The following is a 16,991-nucleotide window of genomic DNA, read 5'->3' as shown; positions in this document are numbered from 1 at the left end:
TCTTGCGAGGCCGTTCTTATTGGAAAGAACGTTTTGATTAGAGAAGACATTGCGAAAATCCTGCATGCGGCGAATTTTCACATCCCGGTCTCGGCGTCGAGCCCCGAGGAATTGCCGCACTCACTTCAAGCAGAGAAATTGATGTTCCTTATCGTCCATACGGGCGACGGCTTCAATCAGACCATAGCGCAAATCGGATTTGTGAAAGATCGTTATCCAGATGCGCGCATCGCGATCCTGTCGGACCATTATCGGCCGGTCGACCTTGCCTCGGCATTTCGTGCAGGTGCCAACGGCTACTTTGTCAACGTCAATTCATGCGACGCTTTCATCAAGTCAGTCGAGCTCGTGACAATGGGCGAGACCGTCTTTCCACCTGCATTCCTGTCATTCGCCCTTGCCGCCAATCGCGAACGCGAAACAGCGGAGCCCAGTGAATGCGAGCAAGCCATCCTCGCCGTCGCGGAGGACGCGATCGTGCCGCAGCTCTCTCCTCGAGAAAAGGCAATTTTATCCTGCCTTATCGAAGGCGATTCCAACAAGTGCATTGCCAGAAAGATCAATATCGCCGAGGCCACCGTGAAGGTTCACGTCAGGGCGATCCTGCGCAAGGTCCGGGTCCAGAACCGGACACAAGCGGCGATCTGGGGAATGAACCATGGGTCGCAGGTACGAGCGGCGGTCGGTCGCGGCCCCTCAACCATCGATGCAGGCAGAGGGATCGCGAAGACTCTCGAGGTGATCTCCGAAATGAAGCTGCTCCAGGAGCAGGCTCCATTTGGTTCCCCACGCTAGTCACGTCGCGGTACCCCCTATCGACGGCCTACTCAGCAAAGGCGTAGTTCGAGGGGCTAGCGCGGCCGTACGGCTCTACAAGTAGATGCGGGGACCCGGAGACGACTGCAGTCGCGAACGGTCCCGTCGCGGAGTAAAGCCAAGACACTCTCGTTCCCTGCTGCTCTTGAGCGAACAGCGACCGAGATCGCTGGACACTCTCCTCGGTCGGTTGCCGACGCCCGAGCACGCCGGCTACGGGAGCCGGCTCGCTATCGCTCCCGCAGCGCCTCCTGCTTGTATCTCGCCAACGGCGAGAGCAGGTAGCTGAGGATCCTGCGTGCGCCGGTCTTGATCTCGACCGTCACGGCCATGCCGGGACCCAGCTTGACGAGCTTGTCCTCGACCTGCATGTGCGACCGGTCGAGCGATATGCGCGCGGCATATTCCAGCTCCTGGCCCTTCGGCTCACTGCTGCTCTGGGCCGAGCCCGCCGTCCGGTCATTCGAGCCGCCCTGTGGCCGGTCGCGCGTGATGGCGTCCGACGACACGCTGAGCACGTCGCCACGGAGAAGCCCGTAGCGCGTGAAGTTGAAGGTATCGATCTTGATTTCCGCCTCCTGTCCGGGATGGACGAAGCCGATGTCGCGGTTGGAGAGCATGGCCTCGATCTCGAGCTGGCTCTCGCTTGGAACGACCACCGCGAGCGCCTGAGCCGGCGTCACCACACCTCCCACCGTATGGACGGCGAGCTGTTGCACGACACCATCGACCGGCGCGGTCAGATGCTGGAGTTTGGTGCGCCGCTCGGCCTTGATCACCTCCTGCTGGGCGCTCGCAGCCTTCTGCTCGGCTTTCGCCAGCATGTCATACGTTGCGCGCCGATACTCCGCAGCGGTCTTGTCCTTCGTTTCCCTCAGCAAGGCGATGGCCGCGTCGGCTTCTCGCAGCCGGCTCTTCTGGAGGAGAAGATCCTGCTGCAGCCCGACGAGTTCCTGATACTCCTGGAGATAGACGACCTTCGAAGCCAAGGCCTTTTCGACGAGACCTTTGCGGATGTCGACGCGCTCCTGCAGCACCGGGATCGTCGCCTCGAGCTTCGCGACGCTTGCCGACGTCGTCGCCCGCTCCGCCTCCTTCTGGCCTTGCTGGCGCTCAATTTCGGCGAGCTTGGCATTCTGCTCGGCGCGCTGGCTGATCAGGAACTGACGATGCATCTCGACGTCTGCGGCGCTTGCGCTTCGCGGCGGCCGGAATGCGGCGAGCGGGTCCTGCGCGAGCGCAGCCCGCAGCCGCGCGACGTCGAGCTCGGCCGCAACGAGATCGCTCTTCTGGCGCTCCTGATCGGCTTCCGTCATGGTCGGGTCGAGTTCGATCAGGACATCGCCGGACTTGACGCTCTGCCCATCGCGCACGTGGATGGCGCGCACAACGCCGGTCTCGAACGGCTGGATCAGCTTGGTGCGTCCGCCCGGCACGATCTTGCCGGTAGCGGTCGCGACGATATCGACGGTACCGAATGCCGCCCATACCAGCGCGATGCAGAACACCGCGATGATGCTCGCCGCGATCGCGCGTCCGACCGGCGACGGCGGCGATTCCGTGATCTCGAGCGCCGCCGGCAAGAACGCAATTTCCTGCTCGCGGCGACGAACCTCGGTTCGCGGAAATGCGATGATGTTTCGGCTAGCGGACGTCATGGATACCGGCCTGCAGATAATGAAGGTTTGCGTAACGCCCGTTCGAACGGATCAGCTCATCATGGCTGCCGTCCTCGACGATGCGGCCATGCTCGAGCGTGATGATCCGGTTCGCATTGCGCACGGTCGAGAGCCGATGCGCGATGACGAACACTGTCCGGCCGGCGGCAATTCGCCTCATGTTCGCCTGGATCGCGCGCTCGCTTTCGTAGTCGAGCGCGCTGGTTGCCTCGTCGAGGATGAGGATGCGCGGGTCGGTAATGAGTGCGCGCGCGATCGCAACGCGCTGGCGTTGCCCGCCGGACAAGCTGCTGCCGCGTTCGCCGACGACGGTGTCGTAGCCCTCGGGCAGCTCCAGGATGAAGTCGTGAGCGCCGGCGAGCGTGGCAGCGTCGATCACGCGCTCCATCGGCACGGCCGGGTCGGTTAGCGCGATGTTCTCGCGAATGGAGCGGTTGAACAGCACGTTCTCCTGCAGGACGACGCCGATCTGGCGTCGAAGCCAGGCCAGATCGACCATCGCGAGGTCGACGCCGTCGACCAGCACGCGGCCGCTTTCCGGCACATAGAGACGCTGGACCAGCTTGGTGATGGTGCTCTTGCCCGAGCCGGAGGAGCCCACGATGCCGACGACCTGACCGGGCTCGACGTTGAACGACACGTCGTGCAGCACCTCGGGGCCGTCGATTCGGTAGCGGAAGGTCGCATGCTCGAACGTGACCTGCCCGCGGATCGGCGGCAGGGCAGCCCGGCCGGGATTGAAGCTCGGCTCGGGAATGGTGTTGAGGATGTCGCCGAGGCGATCGATCGACAGGCGGGCCTGATGGAAATCCTGCCACATCTGCGCGAGCCGCAGCACCGGCATGCTCACGCGGGCGGCCAGCATGTTGAACGCGACCAGTTCGCCGACGGACAGGTCGCCGCCAATTACCAGCCTCGCGCCGAAGTAAAGCGTCGCGGCCACGACCAGCTTGTTGATCATCTGGACCGCCTGGCTCGCCGTGTTGTTCAGGCTGAGCACGCGGAAGCTAGCGCTCACATAGGCGGCGAGCTGCTCCTCCCAGCGGAGCTGTATCTGCGGCTCGACCGCCATCGCCTTCAACGTCTCGACGCCAGTCACGCTCTCGACCAGGAAGGCTTGGTTCTCGGAGCCACGATTGAATTTTTCGTCGAGGCGTCGGCGAAACAGCGGCGCGGCTCCCGCGGAAATGCCGATGTAGAACGGGAACGACGCCATGACGATCAGCGTCAACGTCGTCGAATAATAGAACATCACCGCAAGGAAGACGAAGGTGAACAGGAAATCGATCACGAGCGTGAGCGCCGAGCTCGTCAGGAACTGGCGGATGTTTTCGAGCTCGCGGACTCGCGCAACCGAGTCGCCGACACGGCGTGCCTGGAAATAGGCGATCGGCAACGCCATCAAGTGACGGAACAGCCGGGCGCCGAGCTCGACGTCGATGCGGTTCGTCGTGTGCGCGAACAGATAGACACGCAGCGTGTCAAGAACAGTCTCGAACACGGTCAGCGCGATAAGGCCGATGACCAGAACGTCGAGCGTGCTCATGCTTCGATGCACGAGCACCTTGTCGATCACCACCTGGAAGAACAGCGGTGATATGAGGGCAAAGATCTGGAGGAAGAACGAGGCGACCAGAACTTCGCCGAGAAGGCGGCGATATTTGTGAACTGCGCCGACAAACCAGCCGATATCGAAGCGCCGGGACAGATCCGTCAGGGCCGCGCGCCGGGTCATCAGGATGATGTCGCCATCCCAGATGGCCTCGAGTTCGGCCTGCGTCATCGTTTCGGGTCGGGGCGACAACGGACGCTGAACGAGGAGCGTGTCGTCGACGAACTTGCCGAGAATCAGGAATCCGCCATCGCGCAGCAGAGCGATGCCCGGCAGCGGAGTCACCGCAAGCCGGCTCCAGCTCGTCCTCTGTGCCCGCGCCTTGACCCCGAAATCCTTGGCACAGCGCAAAATTTCGACAACGCCGACGCGCGCCGTGCCGATCCGGTGCCGGATCTGGCCCGGGTCGGCCGCAATGCCATGGCAACGCAGCAAGATGGCCACGGCAACGAGCCCGGCCTCATCGTGGCTCTCGGATTGCGCGAACGCTGCCTCGACCGGCATATCACTACGATCGGCGAAACTCGCAGGCATCAAAACGTCGCGGGCGCGCATCAAGACGTTGCGGGCGCGCATCAGCGCATCGCCGGCATGCCTCGCCAGCTCACGCCCGTTGACCGCCGTGACAAACGTATGAAGCTCGCGGGCGCGCATCAGCGCGTCCCTGGTACGTCCCGCCAGCTCACGCGCGTGGACAGCCAAGCCGGCAAACGCTTGGAGCACCCGATTGGCGACATTCTGCGTTCCAGTCAGGATCAGACGGCCATCCCAGATCTCTTCGAATTCCGCGCGCGTCATCACCTTCGGAGACGTCGAGGCTGGATGCAGCACCAACGCGCCGCGGTCGTCGACCTTTCCGAGCAGCAGAAATCCGCCGTCACGCAGCGATGCGATTCCGGGTAGCCCGATGCCCGCAAGTCGCTTCCAATGCGTAGTCCGCGAACGGACCTCGACTCCAAACTCGCGCGCGCAGCGAAGCAGCGCGGGGATACCGATCACACCGCCCTCGCATCGGTCGAGGAGCTGGTCGGGACCGGCGTTCACGCCATGAAGGCGCAGGAAGAGAGCCAGGGCTCGAAGCCCCAGATCTGCGGCGTGGGCATTTCCGTTCTGGATCGCCATTTTTTACTCAACCCTTCGCGGCTACCCGGCCGCGTTTGATGTTCCTTATGCATTTCAAAACTGTTGGTACCGCACCCTGACACCGGGCTGCGGAAGCGGATCAATGCTGAGACCTGGTCAGGAACGGGCCCTGACGCCAGATGGCGCCATTCGATACCGCCAACATGATCTGAACGCATCGACCCGGCCGGTGTTACCGGCCAACGCACTTGTGGACACTCGACGAACTTCTTGGCAGGCCAAGTTGAAGACGGGGATTCCACTGCCGCGTAACGCGTAGGCGCGCGACATACCGCATGCTCGCAGCCTAGGACCACGAGCAGATTTCAAAGCATTGCAGCCTCGAACCGCGAGGGGATTTCAAAGCAGCGGGATTTTGGAAGCTGGCCCCCCAACTGCTGGGCCGGTGGTTAAAAAGCAAAAATGGCGAAAAAACTTCCGAAATGTGATTTATGCACACGTATTCAGGCCCCATGTATTTTGCGCCGACACAAGCCGATTCGTCGGAAGACACGCGCTCGATTTTTCTGTCGGATTAACGCGCGAAACTGATAATCGAATGTTTCGCGGACATGGCCGCGTGCGATGTTGCTTCTCATGCATTTCCAAGACTGTCCAAGACTGATGGTGCCGCACCCAGGCGCCGAGCGCCTGGGTGCGGCAGTGGATCAGTGTTGAGGTCTGGTCAGGAGCGACGAATTCTGTACCCAGGTATTGCCATTCGACACGGCTGCCACGATCTGACCGGGGTCGACCCGACCGGTGTTACCCGCCAGATACTGATTCAACAGTGCGAAGCTCTGGCTTGCCAGGGACGATGCAGTCGATCCGCTCGCATGCGAGGTATCCGCCGCCGTGATCGGCGACGCAGAGGTAGCGACGCCTCTGTTGGCGACCTGGTCCCTGATCTCGCTGAGCAGAGCAGACCCCTGGCTCGTGCCGGTCCCGCCGCTCGCGACCGAGTTGCCATGGTGGTGCCAACATCCATGGCCATGGCCTGAGGCTCCTGTGTCCGTACCGGTCGACGGCGTCCCAGTGGAGGTAGTCGACCCGCGAGGATCCGTCACGGTGATGGTCTGCGGCGAGGCCGTCGAGACCGCACCGGTGATCGGATCCTTCGCGCTTGCCGTCAGCGTAAGCGTCGCAACCGGCTGACCTCCGCCCCTGTAGTTCGACGTCAGCGTCAGTCCGTGGTCGACTTGCGCGGCAGTCAAGGTGATGTCGCTGCCATGGAACTTGGTGCCGTCGCTGGTGGTGATCGTCTCGTATCTCGGCAGCCCCTTGATGTTCAGGGTGACCTGATCATTGGAATCAGTCGTTGTCACCGTTGTCCCAAGGTCGACATGACCGCCTCTCCCAGCCACCCAGAGCGAGTTATCCGCGACGGAGAGGACCGGCTTGGTCGCGGACGGCGTCGAGGGGGTGGTCGGGGTGGTCGGCGTCGATGACGGCGGATCGATCTGGAGGCCGGAGAACGTCTTCAGCGCGCCCGAAAGGTTCGCTGCGAGACCGCCGGAGTCCTTGATGCTCGCCCCGTTCGGGAGATTGACCCCGGTGATGGCGAGCGCCGGAGTATTCGTGTCGGTCGACGCGACCGTGGTCTTGAAGGTGAGCGAGTTCGTGCCCGAGCCACCGACATAGGTCGCCTTTGCACCATCGTTGAGCGACAGCGTCGGCGTACCACTGACGGTCACGGCCTCGCTGAAGCCGAGCGTCAATGTGATGGTGTCGCCGGGTAGCTCGACTCCCGTTCCCGGTGAAGCGGAGGCCTGGGTCACCGTCGGCGCGACGTTGACGGGGGTTGTCGGCGTCGTTGGGGTGGTCGGCGTCGTCGGGGTAGTCGGGGTCGTCGGCGTGCTCGACGAGTTCGAGATCTGGAGACCCGAGAACGTCTTCACCGCACCCGAGAGGTTCGCTGCGAGACCGCCGGAATCCTTGATGCTCGCACCGGTCGGCAGATTGACCCCAGTGATGGCGAGCGCCGAAGTATTCGTGTCGGTCGACGCGACCGTGGTCTTGAAGGTGAGCGAGTTCGTGCCCGAGCCACTGACATAGGTCGCCTTTGCGCCATCGTTGAGCGACAGCGTCGGCGTACCCGTGACGGTCACGGCCTCGCTGAAGCCGAGCGTCATTGTGACGGTGTCACCGACGTGCTCCGTTCCCGTCCCCGGCGAAGCGGACGCCTGAGTCACCGTCGGCGCGACGTTGACGGGGGTGGTCGGGGTCGTCGGGGTCGTTGGCGTGGTTGGGGTCGTCGGCGTCGAGGGTGCGCTAGGCGCGGTCGTGGAGTTGTTGCTTACCGTGTTGTTGTTGGACTGGTTTATGAAAATTGTCGAGTTGCTTGCCGCCTGAGTGTGCTGCGTGTTGTTTCCATAGACCGTGTTGCCGCTGATGACCGCGTTGTCCGTCAGGAATGACTCGATGCCGGGTCCACCGTTATTGTAGACGGTGTTGTTCTGGACAAGCATTTGTCCCGTGTAGCCGGGGTTGGTGTCCAGAATGATCCCTTCGCCATCCGTGATCACGTTGCCGCCCTGGGTGGGCACCATTTGCGCGTTGTTATAGGAAGTGTTGCCGCTTATGACGAAATGGGGGCCGGCATTGTTGTCCAGGTTCACCGACGTAGAGACAGAGATGCCGCTATTGCCATAGTGCGACCAGTGCGCGTTGTCGTGCACCACGTTGTTCAGGATCTGCACATAGTCAGCTCCCTCAGTATAGATGCCACCGCCCGATTCGTTGTAGACCGTGTTGTTTTCGATCGTGATGTGGTGGGGCAGCGAGGCGCTGCCGCCCGGAATGATGGCGATACCGTTTCCATTCATGGCCGGGTCGCCGGTGCTACCCCCCATCGCCTGGCTCAAATTGTAGTTGGTCGCACCGCCCCGCACAGTGAAGCCGTTAATGACGATATAGTTCGCCGAGACAACGATCCCATTCCAGGTGCCGGCGTTGTCGATGACTGGCGTCGCTCCTGGCGCAGCTTGGAAGGTGATAGGGGCACTCGCCGTGCCGCTGGTGGTAATCTGCAGCACTTTGCCGTTGTCCGTCCCCGTATAAGTACCGTTCATCACCAGGACGGTGTCACCGGGCTTCACCAGGTCTGCGGCTGCCTGCAAGGTAGCCAAAGGAGCATTCGCGGACGTGCCCGCGTTGCTAGCCTTACCGATTTCAGAGCTCACATAGTACGTCGTCATGCATTATCTCTCCCACACGGCGGACCCCGATTCGTCATCGAGCATCAACGCAGCACACCGATCACCGGCCTTTGAACTGCACCACCCACTCGACTTTGAATCAGCCGCTGAACTACCCCGTCACCCAATGCGGAATTCGCCGCGGGCGAAGACTTTTTTAAGACGGTTTGTGGACTCGAACAGGGAGCTTTTGAGTATCACCGCCTAAGTTGAGGATGCGACCATATACCAACGGATAAATGTAAGGCCGATCGTTTAAACCAAAGAATATTTCTTACTGCAGTTGAATAACGCAGATTGCTCAAGGAACCAAAAATCGAAACATTTTCGTTTTTACCCACAAGCCACCGCACGATGAATTGCGCTCAACTTCGGGCCCGCGAAAATTCCCTTTGAGCACAACATCATCCGCTCGCAGACTAAAGGGCTTCGAACCGCAGCGGAATAAACGGTGGAACATAAATCTCCGATTAAGGAGCGATGTCCCCGCACCTAAATTTACGACCCGCCCGCGATTATAATCGTGGCAGGCGCGATCAAAACGATGGCCCCGGACTGGCAGCTTTTGGGCAAGTTAGTGAACTGAAAGCCGTTATCGGCGACTACGACTCAATGTCGCAGGGAACGGCCTCGACGAACCACTCGTGAACCACCGGTGCGGCCGCACCATTCGCTCTTTCAAACGGCCCGACAAGGCGACCTTCGATGCCCGATCGATCGCGACAAACAAATAGAGCTTGTCTTCCGCGGTTCGTACGTCAGCAACGTCGATATGGAGAAAGCGGATCGGATATCGTCAGACACCATCATTCCTGGCTTGTCGCGACGTTCGACGATCACGGTCGGCTCGACGACGACGCACCGTCCGGAGATCGACGTATCCGGAGAGCCGTGCCCCTGCAAATACCGATGCAATGACGAACGTGTCAGGCGATGAAGGTTTCTCTACAGCCTGAGTTGGCGAGATAGCTGGCGGATTCCGCTGGGGTTAAGGCTGTGTGGATTCCCTGGTTTGGGAATCGCAAATCGACCCAACCTGGCTTCATCCCGCTCTAGCGACAGCTCTCTCTCACAGATGAATCCCATTATGAAGAACATGCTCGTCCAGATTTGCAGAGCTGCAAGAAGGACCTGCTCGCTGATCCCGATCAACAGAATTGCTATGAGAAGAAGCATTGACGTAAGTCCGAATTGTCGTGCTCGACCTTTCATGCACCTTACAGCCATGACGAGATTTCGCGCCCACAATAACAAGAAGAGAGATGACCCCACCGCCCCAACACCCAGCAAAAACTCCAGCAAGCCGTTGTGAGCGTTGGGCACCTCCCAATTCACCGCTTCCGCGATTTGTCCAGCTGCGGGATTTCCCGGCACCCAAAATGCGGCATACCCCCAACCGAACAACGGCTTCTCGCCTATATTATCAATCGCGTACTGCCATATCTGAGTACGTCCCGTCAGCGTTGCATCCTTGCCGAGAATCTCCAAAATGAGGTCGTCGTTCACCGCAAAGAAGAGGAGAACCAGAGCGCAGCCCATCGACAGGCAGATTGTTCCGATCGACGCCCCTTTGAAATAAAGCCTTCCAAGGAAGTCGAGGCAGAAGAGTGCGGCGATGGCCACCAGCGATGTCGATGATTTGCTCAGAAAGGCAACCGTGGTGCATAAGGCGATGATGCAGATGTATCGAAGCCGCCTCCCCTTTCTGACTCGTAAGCAATGAAGTGCGCCAAGCACCCCTGCGGCCATGACCTGCCCGAGCACATTCTTCTGCGAGAATATTCCCTCGAAGTCTCGTTCTGTGTCATTGAACGCGGCCCCGGGGAATAAGACGAACTGCCAAAGGACCGAAGCGACGGCAGATAAGGCGCAGGTCCAGATGAGCAAGTCCATCAGCTCATCACGGTCCGAAACTTGGACGAGCCCAATAGCGCCAACGACAACGAAAACGTACGCTGTACCTTGAGTGAAGGTCAGGCTGGGCTTAACAGACCAGAGAGCTGACGCGAGCAGGAAGCTCGCTGCCAGCAGCGGAAGAAACTTATTGAACCGAGCCGCGCCTGTCTTGCGCATGCCCGACCAGAATAGAAAAACGCTGACGAATATGCCGAGCAAATTCACCGTCATGGTGATGTCATTCCCGGTACTTCCAGCCCCACGAGGCCCGTTCACAAGCTTATCGATGACACCCAAGAAGCTCATGGTGTGCAGCACGTAGTAGATCGACGCAGCATGGACCACCTTGGTCATCATCGGCGAGCTAGCGCGATCTACTGTGCGAAATGCATCTCTGGATTGGCCCGCTTGAGCTACACTGCGACGCACCACGTCTAGATTCCTCTTCTTAGACTGGGCTCAATTGGTCCAAATATCCAAGAACGTCCGCACCGACCTACTCTGTACACGCAATGCCCCTTCCGATCTCTGCTCGAAGTCACCCCATTCCACAGATTTCAGCGAGGCGACCTGCCCGATTAAATGACGCCCCTTGGCGGCGATCGCCGGACGAACCAAGGCAAGACACGAATATTCGTGGTTTTTAATAATAATCCGATATAATCACATGTAAATGGCGGCCCGGGATCCGGCGAGGCTGATACAGTATTAATGTTGCTATAAATTTTCTTGGCCACTTCCCGAACTTCCTCGAGAGACCGCGCCTCGACACATCGCGGTTATATTATACCTCACCGGGAAGACCCTCGCTTCTTTTGAGGGATTTGCTCGATGACCCAGACGCCCGGAGAAACTTGAGGATGCCCTTGGTTTCCGTCGTGATCCCGACACTGCATCGGCCGGAAATGGTATTGCGCGCAATTCGTAGCGTGCTCAATCAAACGCACAGTGAGATCGAGGTTGTCGTGGTCGTTGATGGACCGGATGCGGCCACGGTCGCTGCCGTTCGGTCCTTGGAAGATCCGCGGCTGCAACTCATTGTCAACCCACGGTCGCTGACGGCGGCCGGGGCGCGCAATGCCGGCGCCGCTCGCGCGACAGGCGATTGGATTGCCTTCCTCGATGACGACGACGAGTGGCTGCCGAACAAACTGGAAAGGCAGATGGCATTCGCGCGCGAGACCACGCTTGTGAGCTGCCTTAGTCGGGTCGTGACCCCGCTCGCGACCTATGTCTGGCCGGGGACCGTTTATGACAATTCCCTCCCGCTCGACGAGTACCTTTTCGATCGCCGCTCGTTGTTCATGGGATCGAGCTTCATTCAGACGTCCAGCTATCTGCTCCCCCGACGGCTATTTGATCGGATACGCTTCAACGTCGAAAGCCCTCATGACGATTGGGAATTCATATTGCGCCTGTCCAAGGAAACAGGCGCCAGAATAGAGACCGTCCCGGAGGTGCTGGTCACGCTGTATTTCGAAGAGGAGCGCTCCTCTCTTTCCAGCGCCGCAACGTGGTCGGCTTCTCTCAGGTGGATCGAAGCCCTGCGCCCGATCATTACCCCGCGTGCCTATAGCGGGTTCTGCCTCGGCGTCGTGGGATCTCGGGCAGCGAAGCAGGGAGCCTACGCGGCATTTTTTGACCTGCTCCAAACGGCATTTCAGCGCGGCTCGCCGACACTATATCAAGTCACCTTTTACCTCCTGTTTTGGCTCGCGCCGCAAAGAGCTCGACGCCGTTTGCGTGCGTTGCTTCGGGGGCAGCCGGCCTGAAACTGCGTTTGCTCTCGTCCACGAGATGGATGACCGATTTCGGCCTCCTCGCGCCTCCGGGCTCTAACGAAATTCAGGCCACCCCAAGGCCCTCGCCCGCCCTTCGATTAAATCAAAAGGCAAGAGCATTAATTAAAAATCATTTAAATGTCCGGCATTAAATGTTGACTTTAAATTTCTTCATGTATATTTTGCGCGCGGATTGTCGATATAAATAATAATGGGACAGGATTAATGAAAAGCGCCCTGGTCTGCGGAGCCGGTGGATTCATCGGCGGCCATCTCGTGAAGCGTCTCAAGAAGGACGGATTTTGGGTTCGCGGGGTTGATCTGAAATTTCATGAGTTCTCCGAAACCCAAGCCGACGATTTCGTCATAGGCGACCTGCGGGATCAGGGATTTTGTCGCGCCGTCGTGGACCGCCGGTTTGATGAAGTCTATCAACTCGCCGCCGACATGGGCGGCGCCGGCTATATTTTCACCGGCGAGCATGACGCCGACGTCATGCACAACTCAGTCACGATCAATTCGAGCATACTAGACGCCTGCCACAAGCGCGGCGTCAGAAAGATCTTCTATTCGTCGTCGGCATGCATGTATCCGGCCTATAACCAGGAAGATCCGAAAAACCCGAAGTGCTCGGAGGACTCGGCTTATCCGGCCGCGCCTGACAGCGAGTACGGTTGGGAAAAGCTGTTCAGCGAACGCCTGTATCTGGCTTACCGGCGAAACTACGGTGTGCAGACCCACATCGCGCGCTACCATAATATCTTTGGACCGGAGGGCACGTGGATCGGAGGCCGCGAAAAGGCCCCGGCCGCGGTCTGTCGCAAAGTCGCCATGGCGCGCAACGGCGAGGATATCGAGGTCTGGGGCGACGGCGAGCAAACCCGCTCATTCCTTTACATCGACGAATGTATCGAGGGCACCGTGCGGCTGTTGCGCTCAAACTTCTCCGGCCCAGTCAACATTGGTTCGGAAGAAATGGTCACAATCAACCAGCTTGTCGACATGGTGGCGGATATCGCCGGCAAGCGGATTGGCAAGAACCACGTGCCCGGACCTCAGGGCGTGCGAGGTCGGAACTCCGACAACCGGCTGATCAGGGAGAATCTCGGCTGGGAGCCGAGACGATCGCTCCGCGCGGGGCTGGAACCGACCTACCAGTGGATTGCCGCCCAAGCGGCGAGGAACGTCATGCCCAAAGCGCGGGTGGCATGAGGACGACGGCAGGTCTTTGAATTGGATTTTCCGAGTCGGATCGCTTTATCCACTGAAGCCCAAGCCGGAAATGACGTCAAACGACTGGCTGCTTTTCGAGGATCTCGCTCAAGACGCACCAAACTCAAGAACGCTTGGCTGGAATGGAGTCCATCCATGAGTAAGCCAAATCTACCGCTGTGCAAGTGATGCAGCAGCTGCAACGGAGACGGACTGCACGAAACACGCCGAACAGGCGGGAGCAACTAGTGGATTGTGAATCAAACTGCGACGACGCTGTCACTCACGGGCTCCGGACGCGTACCGTTCTTATTGTTACTCCAGGTGGGCTGGAGCATGGCGGTGGAATTGGCCGCCAGATGGGTTATTTCCTCCAAGCCTACCAAGAGACCGAACAAAGATTTCGTTACCAGGTCGTCGATTCACGTGGCCCGTGGTACCTCGGCTCGTCACCGCTGCACGTCGTCGGGTCCATTGCTTACCTTGGCCGCGCCATTCTTACGCTGTCTCGCGCGTGTCTTTCGTCGCCCTGCGTGGCACACGTCAACATCACAGGCCGCGGCAGCACCATTCGCAAGCTCATTCTCCTGACCATCTGCCGGCCACTTGGATTGCGCTACGTCCTGCATCTCCATGATTACGACTACGCTGCATATTACCGCAACCGGGGGACCTTTGTTAAAAAACTGATTGCAACGATGTTTCGCCGTGCAGCCGCAGTCATCGTACTTGGACGGCGAGACCTCGAAGTGATCTCCCAATTGTTCCAGCTGCGCAAGGACCGCATGACCGTCCTTCCCAACGCGGTACCGGATCCTCTCCCAGATCTCGATGGATGTCCGGCCCCTGGACAGCCGTGTCAGTTGCTCTTTCTCGGGCACCTCGGCTCTCGAAAGGGTGTGCCGGATTTGCTGAAGGCCCTCGCCAGCCCAGCCGTAAGGCACCTGCGCTGGCGAGCAACGCTCGCGGGGGACGGACCGATCGAGGAGTACCGCAACCTTGCGAAGGACCTCGGCATCCTGGGCTCGCTAAGCTTTCCGGGCTGGCTCGATCAGAGGCGCACGAGCGAATTGTGCTCGAATGCCGACGTCCTAGTTCTTCCCTCCTATGCCGAGGGGTTGGCGATGTCGGTGCTGGAGGGCCTGTCCCATGGCCTCGTCGTAATCACAACCCCGGTCGGCGCGCATTCTGAAGTGATCAAGCCGGAGGTGTCGGGGATACTCGTGCCTCCCGGAGACATAGCGGCGCTCGCCGAGACATTGGTCCGCGTGATCGAAGACGAAAGTCTTCGGATGCGGCTGGCGAGGGGCGCGCGCGCCCGTTTCCTCGAGAAATTCGACGTGCGTCACTACGCGGCTCGACTGGAGCAGCTTCACGCTGATCTGTTCGGGCCCCCACTTGACCGCCCGAAGCCGGTGGAGAAAGGGCTGATATCGTGAAACATCTGGCCGACCAACGAGAAAACAGCCAAATCCTGGCTGGCATTCCGAGCGAAATTCCCAGGGTGAACATTCTTGGAGTCGGCGTCACGCCGGTGAATCTTCCGCAAACCATCAACATACTGGAAAATTGGCAAGCTGAAGGACGCCGCGAATACGTCCTCTGCACTTCTGTTCACGGCATTATGGAAGCGCAGAGAGATCCCGAGATTCGAAGCGCTCTGAACCGGTCCGGTCTGACGACGGAGGATGGGATGCCTCTGGTCTGGTGGTGCCAACGCCGCGGCTATCCCAATGCGGGGCGCGTCTATGGACCCGACCTGCTCCTGGCGATGTGCGAAAGGGCGGCCCAGACTGGCCACCGACATTATTTTTACGGAGGAAGCCCTCGCGTCGTCGAGGCTATGGTCTCGCGCCTCGTAGCGCGCTTCCCGGGTCTGACCATCGCTGGCTATCGGTCTCCTCCGTTCCGGCCGCTCACGCCGGAAGAAGACGCCGCCGATATCCAGGCCATCAACGACGCCCGTCCCGACTACGTCTGGGTCGGGCTCGGAATGCCCAAGCAGGACAAATGGATCGTGAACCATGTCGGCAAAATTGAAGCCGCTGCGTTACTTGGCGTGGGGGCGGCGTTCGATTTCGCCGCGGGCGCGAAGCCTCAGGCGCCGCTATGGATGCAGCGTTCAGGTTTGGAGTGGCTCTTCCGTCTCATGACGGAGCCTCGGCGGCTCGCTCACCGCTACCTCGTCTACAACTCCATTTTTGTCGTCCGGGCGTTTCAACAGCTTGCCGGCTGGAAGTCCTACGCTCGAGACTGGTAAACCCTGCACGCTTCATCTCGGAAAAAGCTCCACCGCCGTCGGAAAACAATAGTGCCGATAACGATGTGTCGCGTCGAGACGCGCATGATGTAGTTACATGAAGCTATTGATATCAGCCTATGCGTGCGCCCCCAATCGTGGTTCTGACCATGCTGTTGGCTGGAATTGGGCGACCGAAGCCCACAGGTTGGGCCACGAAATCTGGGCGTTTGTGTCCCCAGCACATCATGACTCGATCAAGCGCGCATGTGACGAGATCCCGGGCCTCGACGGTATCCATTGGGTCTTCCCCGAGGTTAAGGGATGGCCCCTCAAACAGGCGGTCGAACCCAAATGGGAGAGAACCTATAACGTGCTCTGGCAGCGCGCAGCCCTGCGTGACGCACGCGACCTGCACCAGCAAGTCGGTTTCGACGTCGTCCACCATCTCACATGGGCCGGCATTCGCGCGCCGACGTTCTTGGGGGCACTTGCAGCACCGCTCATTATAGGGCCAGTCGGAGGCGGGGAAACGTCTCCGCCCTCACTGCGGGACGAAATAGGCTTGAGGGGCAGGATACTCGAAGGAATACGAGATCTGTCCAATTCAACCATTGCGATGAACCCGCTGGTCCGAAGTGGTCTGACTCGCGCTTCTGCTATTTTTGTTTCTACAGCCGACACCCAGAATCTGTTTAAGGGCGTTCTCCGCAACAAGGCGACGGTCTTCACGCAACTCGGCCTTCCAAATCTCCCCAGCGATCGCTTGCCGCGCTCCCCCTCAGGACCGCCGCGTTTTCTGTACGCCGGTCGCCTGCTCTACTGGAAGGGCGTTCATATAGCCATCAGGGCTTTTGCCGAGGTGGTGAGGCAAATCCCTAATGCCCGCTTCACGATCGTCGGAAGCGGCCCGGAACGATCGAGGCTCGAAGACGATATAAGGCACAACAAGCTTCTCGGCAGCGTGGAATTCATTCCGCAACTGCCACAGAATGCGTTGTTCGAGCTGTACAGAAATCACGACCTCTTCCTTTTTCCAAGCCTGCATGACAGCGGCGGCTTTGTAGTGCTCGAAGCAATGTCTCATGGCTTACCAGTCGTTTGCCTTGATCTAGGCGGTCCCAGAGACATGGTGACGCCGAGCTCCGGTGTCGTCGTAAAGCACAACGGTCAGAATAGCGCGCAGCTCGCCACAATGATGGCCCGGGAAATATGCCGGCTGCTTGCGTCGCCAGAGAAACTTTCTGTCTTGTCTGCGGGCGCGGTCGCCCGCGCACAGGATTTCATCTTAGCAGAACGCATCAAGCGCTTTTATGATCGCGCCATGGAATTCATGCGGCGCGACGATCCGACCGTCGTGCGACAACTAGACCAGGTGCTATCGATTCATCAGTAGATCCTGCCCGGTCGAGCCGGCGAGTTTGACCGGCTCGACAA

Annotated in this window: 10 protein-coding genes and 2 pseudogenes; 6 read left to right on the top strand and 6 right to left on the bottom strand. The window is 59.6% G+C overall.

Annotated elements, in window-relative coordinates; translation table 11 throughout:
* Positions 1-33 precede the first annotated feature (33 nt).
* Positions 34-795, top strand: coding sequence for a LuxR C-terminal-related transcriptional regulator (locus tag AC1DW2_RS12495; RefSeq protein ID WP_477006167.1), 762 nt, complete (start codon positions 34-36; stop codon positions 793-795).
* A gap of 251 nt (positions 796-1,046) precedes the next feature.
* On the opposite strand, the gene AC1DW2_RS12490 is transcribed toward AC1DW2_RS12495, so the two are convergent.
* From AC1DW2_RS12490 to AC1DW2_RS12465, 6 genes and pseudogenes are all read right to left on the bottom strand, one after another.
* The gene (locus AC1DW2_RS12490; protein WP_477006166.1) at positions 1,047-2,474 is read right to left on the bottom strand and encodes an HlyD family type I secretion periplasmic adaptor subunit; all 1,428 of its coding nucleotides are present in this window, start codon (positions 2,472-2,474) and stop codon (positions 1,047-1,049) included.
* Complete coding sequence (locus tag AC1DW2_RS12485) at positions 2,461-4,611, bottom strand: type I secretion system permease/ATPase (protein WP_477006266.1); 2,151 nt, start codon at positions 4,609-4,611, stop codon at positions 2,461-2,463. Before AC1DW2_RS12485 ends, AC1DW2_RS12490 begins: the two co-directional genes overlap by 14 nt.
* A 255-nt stretch (positions 4,612-4,866) precedes the next feature.
* Positions 4,867-5,229: pseudogene (locus AC1DW2_RS12480) on the bottom strand (cysteine peptidase family C39 domain-containing protein); the annotation flags it as partial.
* 668 nt (positions 5,230-5,897) lie between these two features.
* A complete protein-coding gene (locus AC1DW2_RS12475) occupies positions 5,898-8,426 on the bottom strand; it encodes a right-handed parallel beta-helix repeat-containing protein (protein WP_477006165.1) in 2,529 nt (842 codons plus the stop codon).
* A gap of 693 nt (positions 8,427-9,119) precedes the next feature.
* Positions 9,120-9,222: pseudogene (locus AC1DW2_RS12470) on the bottom strand (IS481 family transposase); the annotation flags it as partial.
* 149 nt (positions 9,223-9,371) lie between these two features.
* The gene (locus tag AC1DW2_RS12465; RefSeq protein WP_477006164.1) at positions 9,372-10,679 is read right to left on the bottom strand and encodes an O-antigen ligase family protein; all 1,308 of its coding nucleotides are present in this window, start codon (positions 10,677-10,679) and stop codon (positions 9,372-9,374) included.
* A 503-nt stretch (positions 10,680-11,182) separates the two neighbouring features.
* On the opposite strand from AC1DW2_RS12465, the gene AC1DW2_RS12460 reads away from it, so the two are divergent.
* From AC1DW2_RS12460 to AC1DW2_RS12440, 5 genes are all read left to right on the top strand, one after another.
* On the top strand, positions 11,183-12,094 hold the full coding sequence (locus AC1DW2_RS12460; RefSeq protein WP_477006163.1) for a glycosyltransferase family 2 protein: 912 nt from the start codon (positions 11,183-11,185) through the stop codon (positions 12,092-12,094).
* Between the two features lie 234 nt (positions 12,095-12,328).
* Entirely contained in the window at positions 12,329-13,315 is a 987-nt protein-coding gene (locus AC1DW2_RS12455) for an NAD-dependent epimerase/dehydratase family protein (RefSeq protein ID WP_477006162.1), read from the top strand.
* 359 nt (positions 13,316-13,674) lie between these two features.
* A complete protein-coding gene (locus AC1DW2_RS12450; protein ID WP_477006161.1) occupies positions 13,675-14,754 on the top strand; it encodes a glycosyltransferase family 4 protein in 1,080 nt (359 codons plus the stop codon).
* Positions 14,751-15,575: a WecB/TagA/CpsF family glycosyltransferase gene (locus AC1DW2_RS12445; RefSeq protein ID WP_477006160.1), complete on the top strand. Its 825-nt coding sequence runs from the start codon at positions 14,751-14,753 to the stop codon at positions 15,573-15,575. The genes AC1DW2_RS12450 and AC1DW2_RS12445 overlap by 4 nt, the downstream gene beginning before the upstream one ends.
* A 97-nt stretch (positions 15,576-15,672) precedes the next feature.
* A complete protein-coding gene (locus AC1DW2_RS12440; RefSeq protein ID WP_477006159.1) occupies positions 15,673-16,950 on the top strand; it encodes a glycosyltransferase family 4 protein in 1,278 nt (425 codons plus the stop codon).
* The last annotated feature ends 41 nt before the right edge of the window (positions 16,951-16,991 follow it).

It is taken from the genome of Bradyrhizobium sp. P3_C3 (assembly GCF_056402655.1).
This window is presented reverse-complemented; position numbering and strand designations above follow the sequence as displayed.

What these genes read in the sequence shown, in the direction of transcription:
- AC1DW2_RS12440 (WP_477006159.1), top strand. Translation starts at nt 15,673, where the DNA reads ATGAAGCTATTGATATCAGCCTATGCGTGCGCCCCCAATCGTGGTTCT.
- AC1DW2_RS12455 (WP_477006162.1), top strand. Translation starts at nt 12,329, where the DNA reads ATGAAAAGCGCCCTGGTCTGCGGAGCCGGTGGATTCATCGGCGGCCAT.
- AC1DW2_RS12485 (WP_477006266.1), bottom strand. Translation starts at nt 4,611, where the DNA reads ATGCCGGTCGAGGCAGCGTTCGCGCAATCCGAGAGCCACGATGAGGCC.
- AC1DW2_RS12450 (WP_477006161.1), top strand. Translation starts at nt 13,675, where the DNA reads ATGGGTTATTTCCTCCAAGCCTACCAAGAGACCGAACAAAGATTTCGT.
- AC1DW2_RS12465 (WP_477006164.1), bottom strand. Translation starts at nt 10,679, where the DNA reads ATGATGACCAAGGTGGTCCATGCTGCGTCGATCTACTACGTGCTGCAC.
- AC1DW2_RS12460 (WP_477006163.1), top strand. Translation starts at nt 11,183, where the DNA reads ATGCCCTTGGTTTCCGTCGTGATCCCGACACTGCATCGGCCGGAAATG.
- AC1DW2_RS12490 (WP_477006166.1), bottom strand. Translation starts at nt 2,474, where the DNA reads ATGACGTCCGCTAGCCGAAACATCATCGCATTTCCGCGAACCGAGGTT.
- AC1DW2_RS12475 (WP_477006165.1), bottom strand. Translation starts at nt 8,426, where the DNA reads ATGACGACGTACTATGTGAGCTCTGAAATCGGTAAGGCTAGCAACGCG.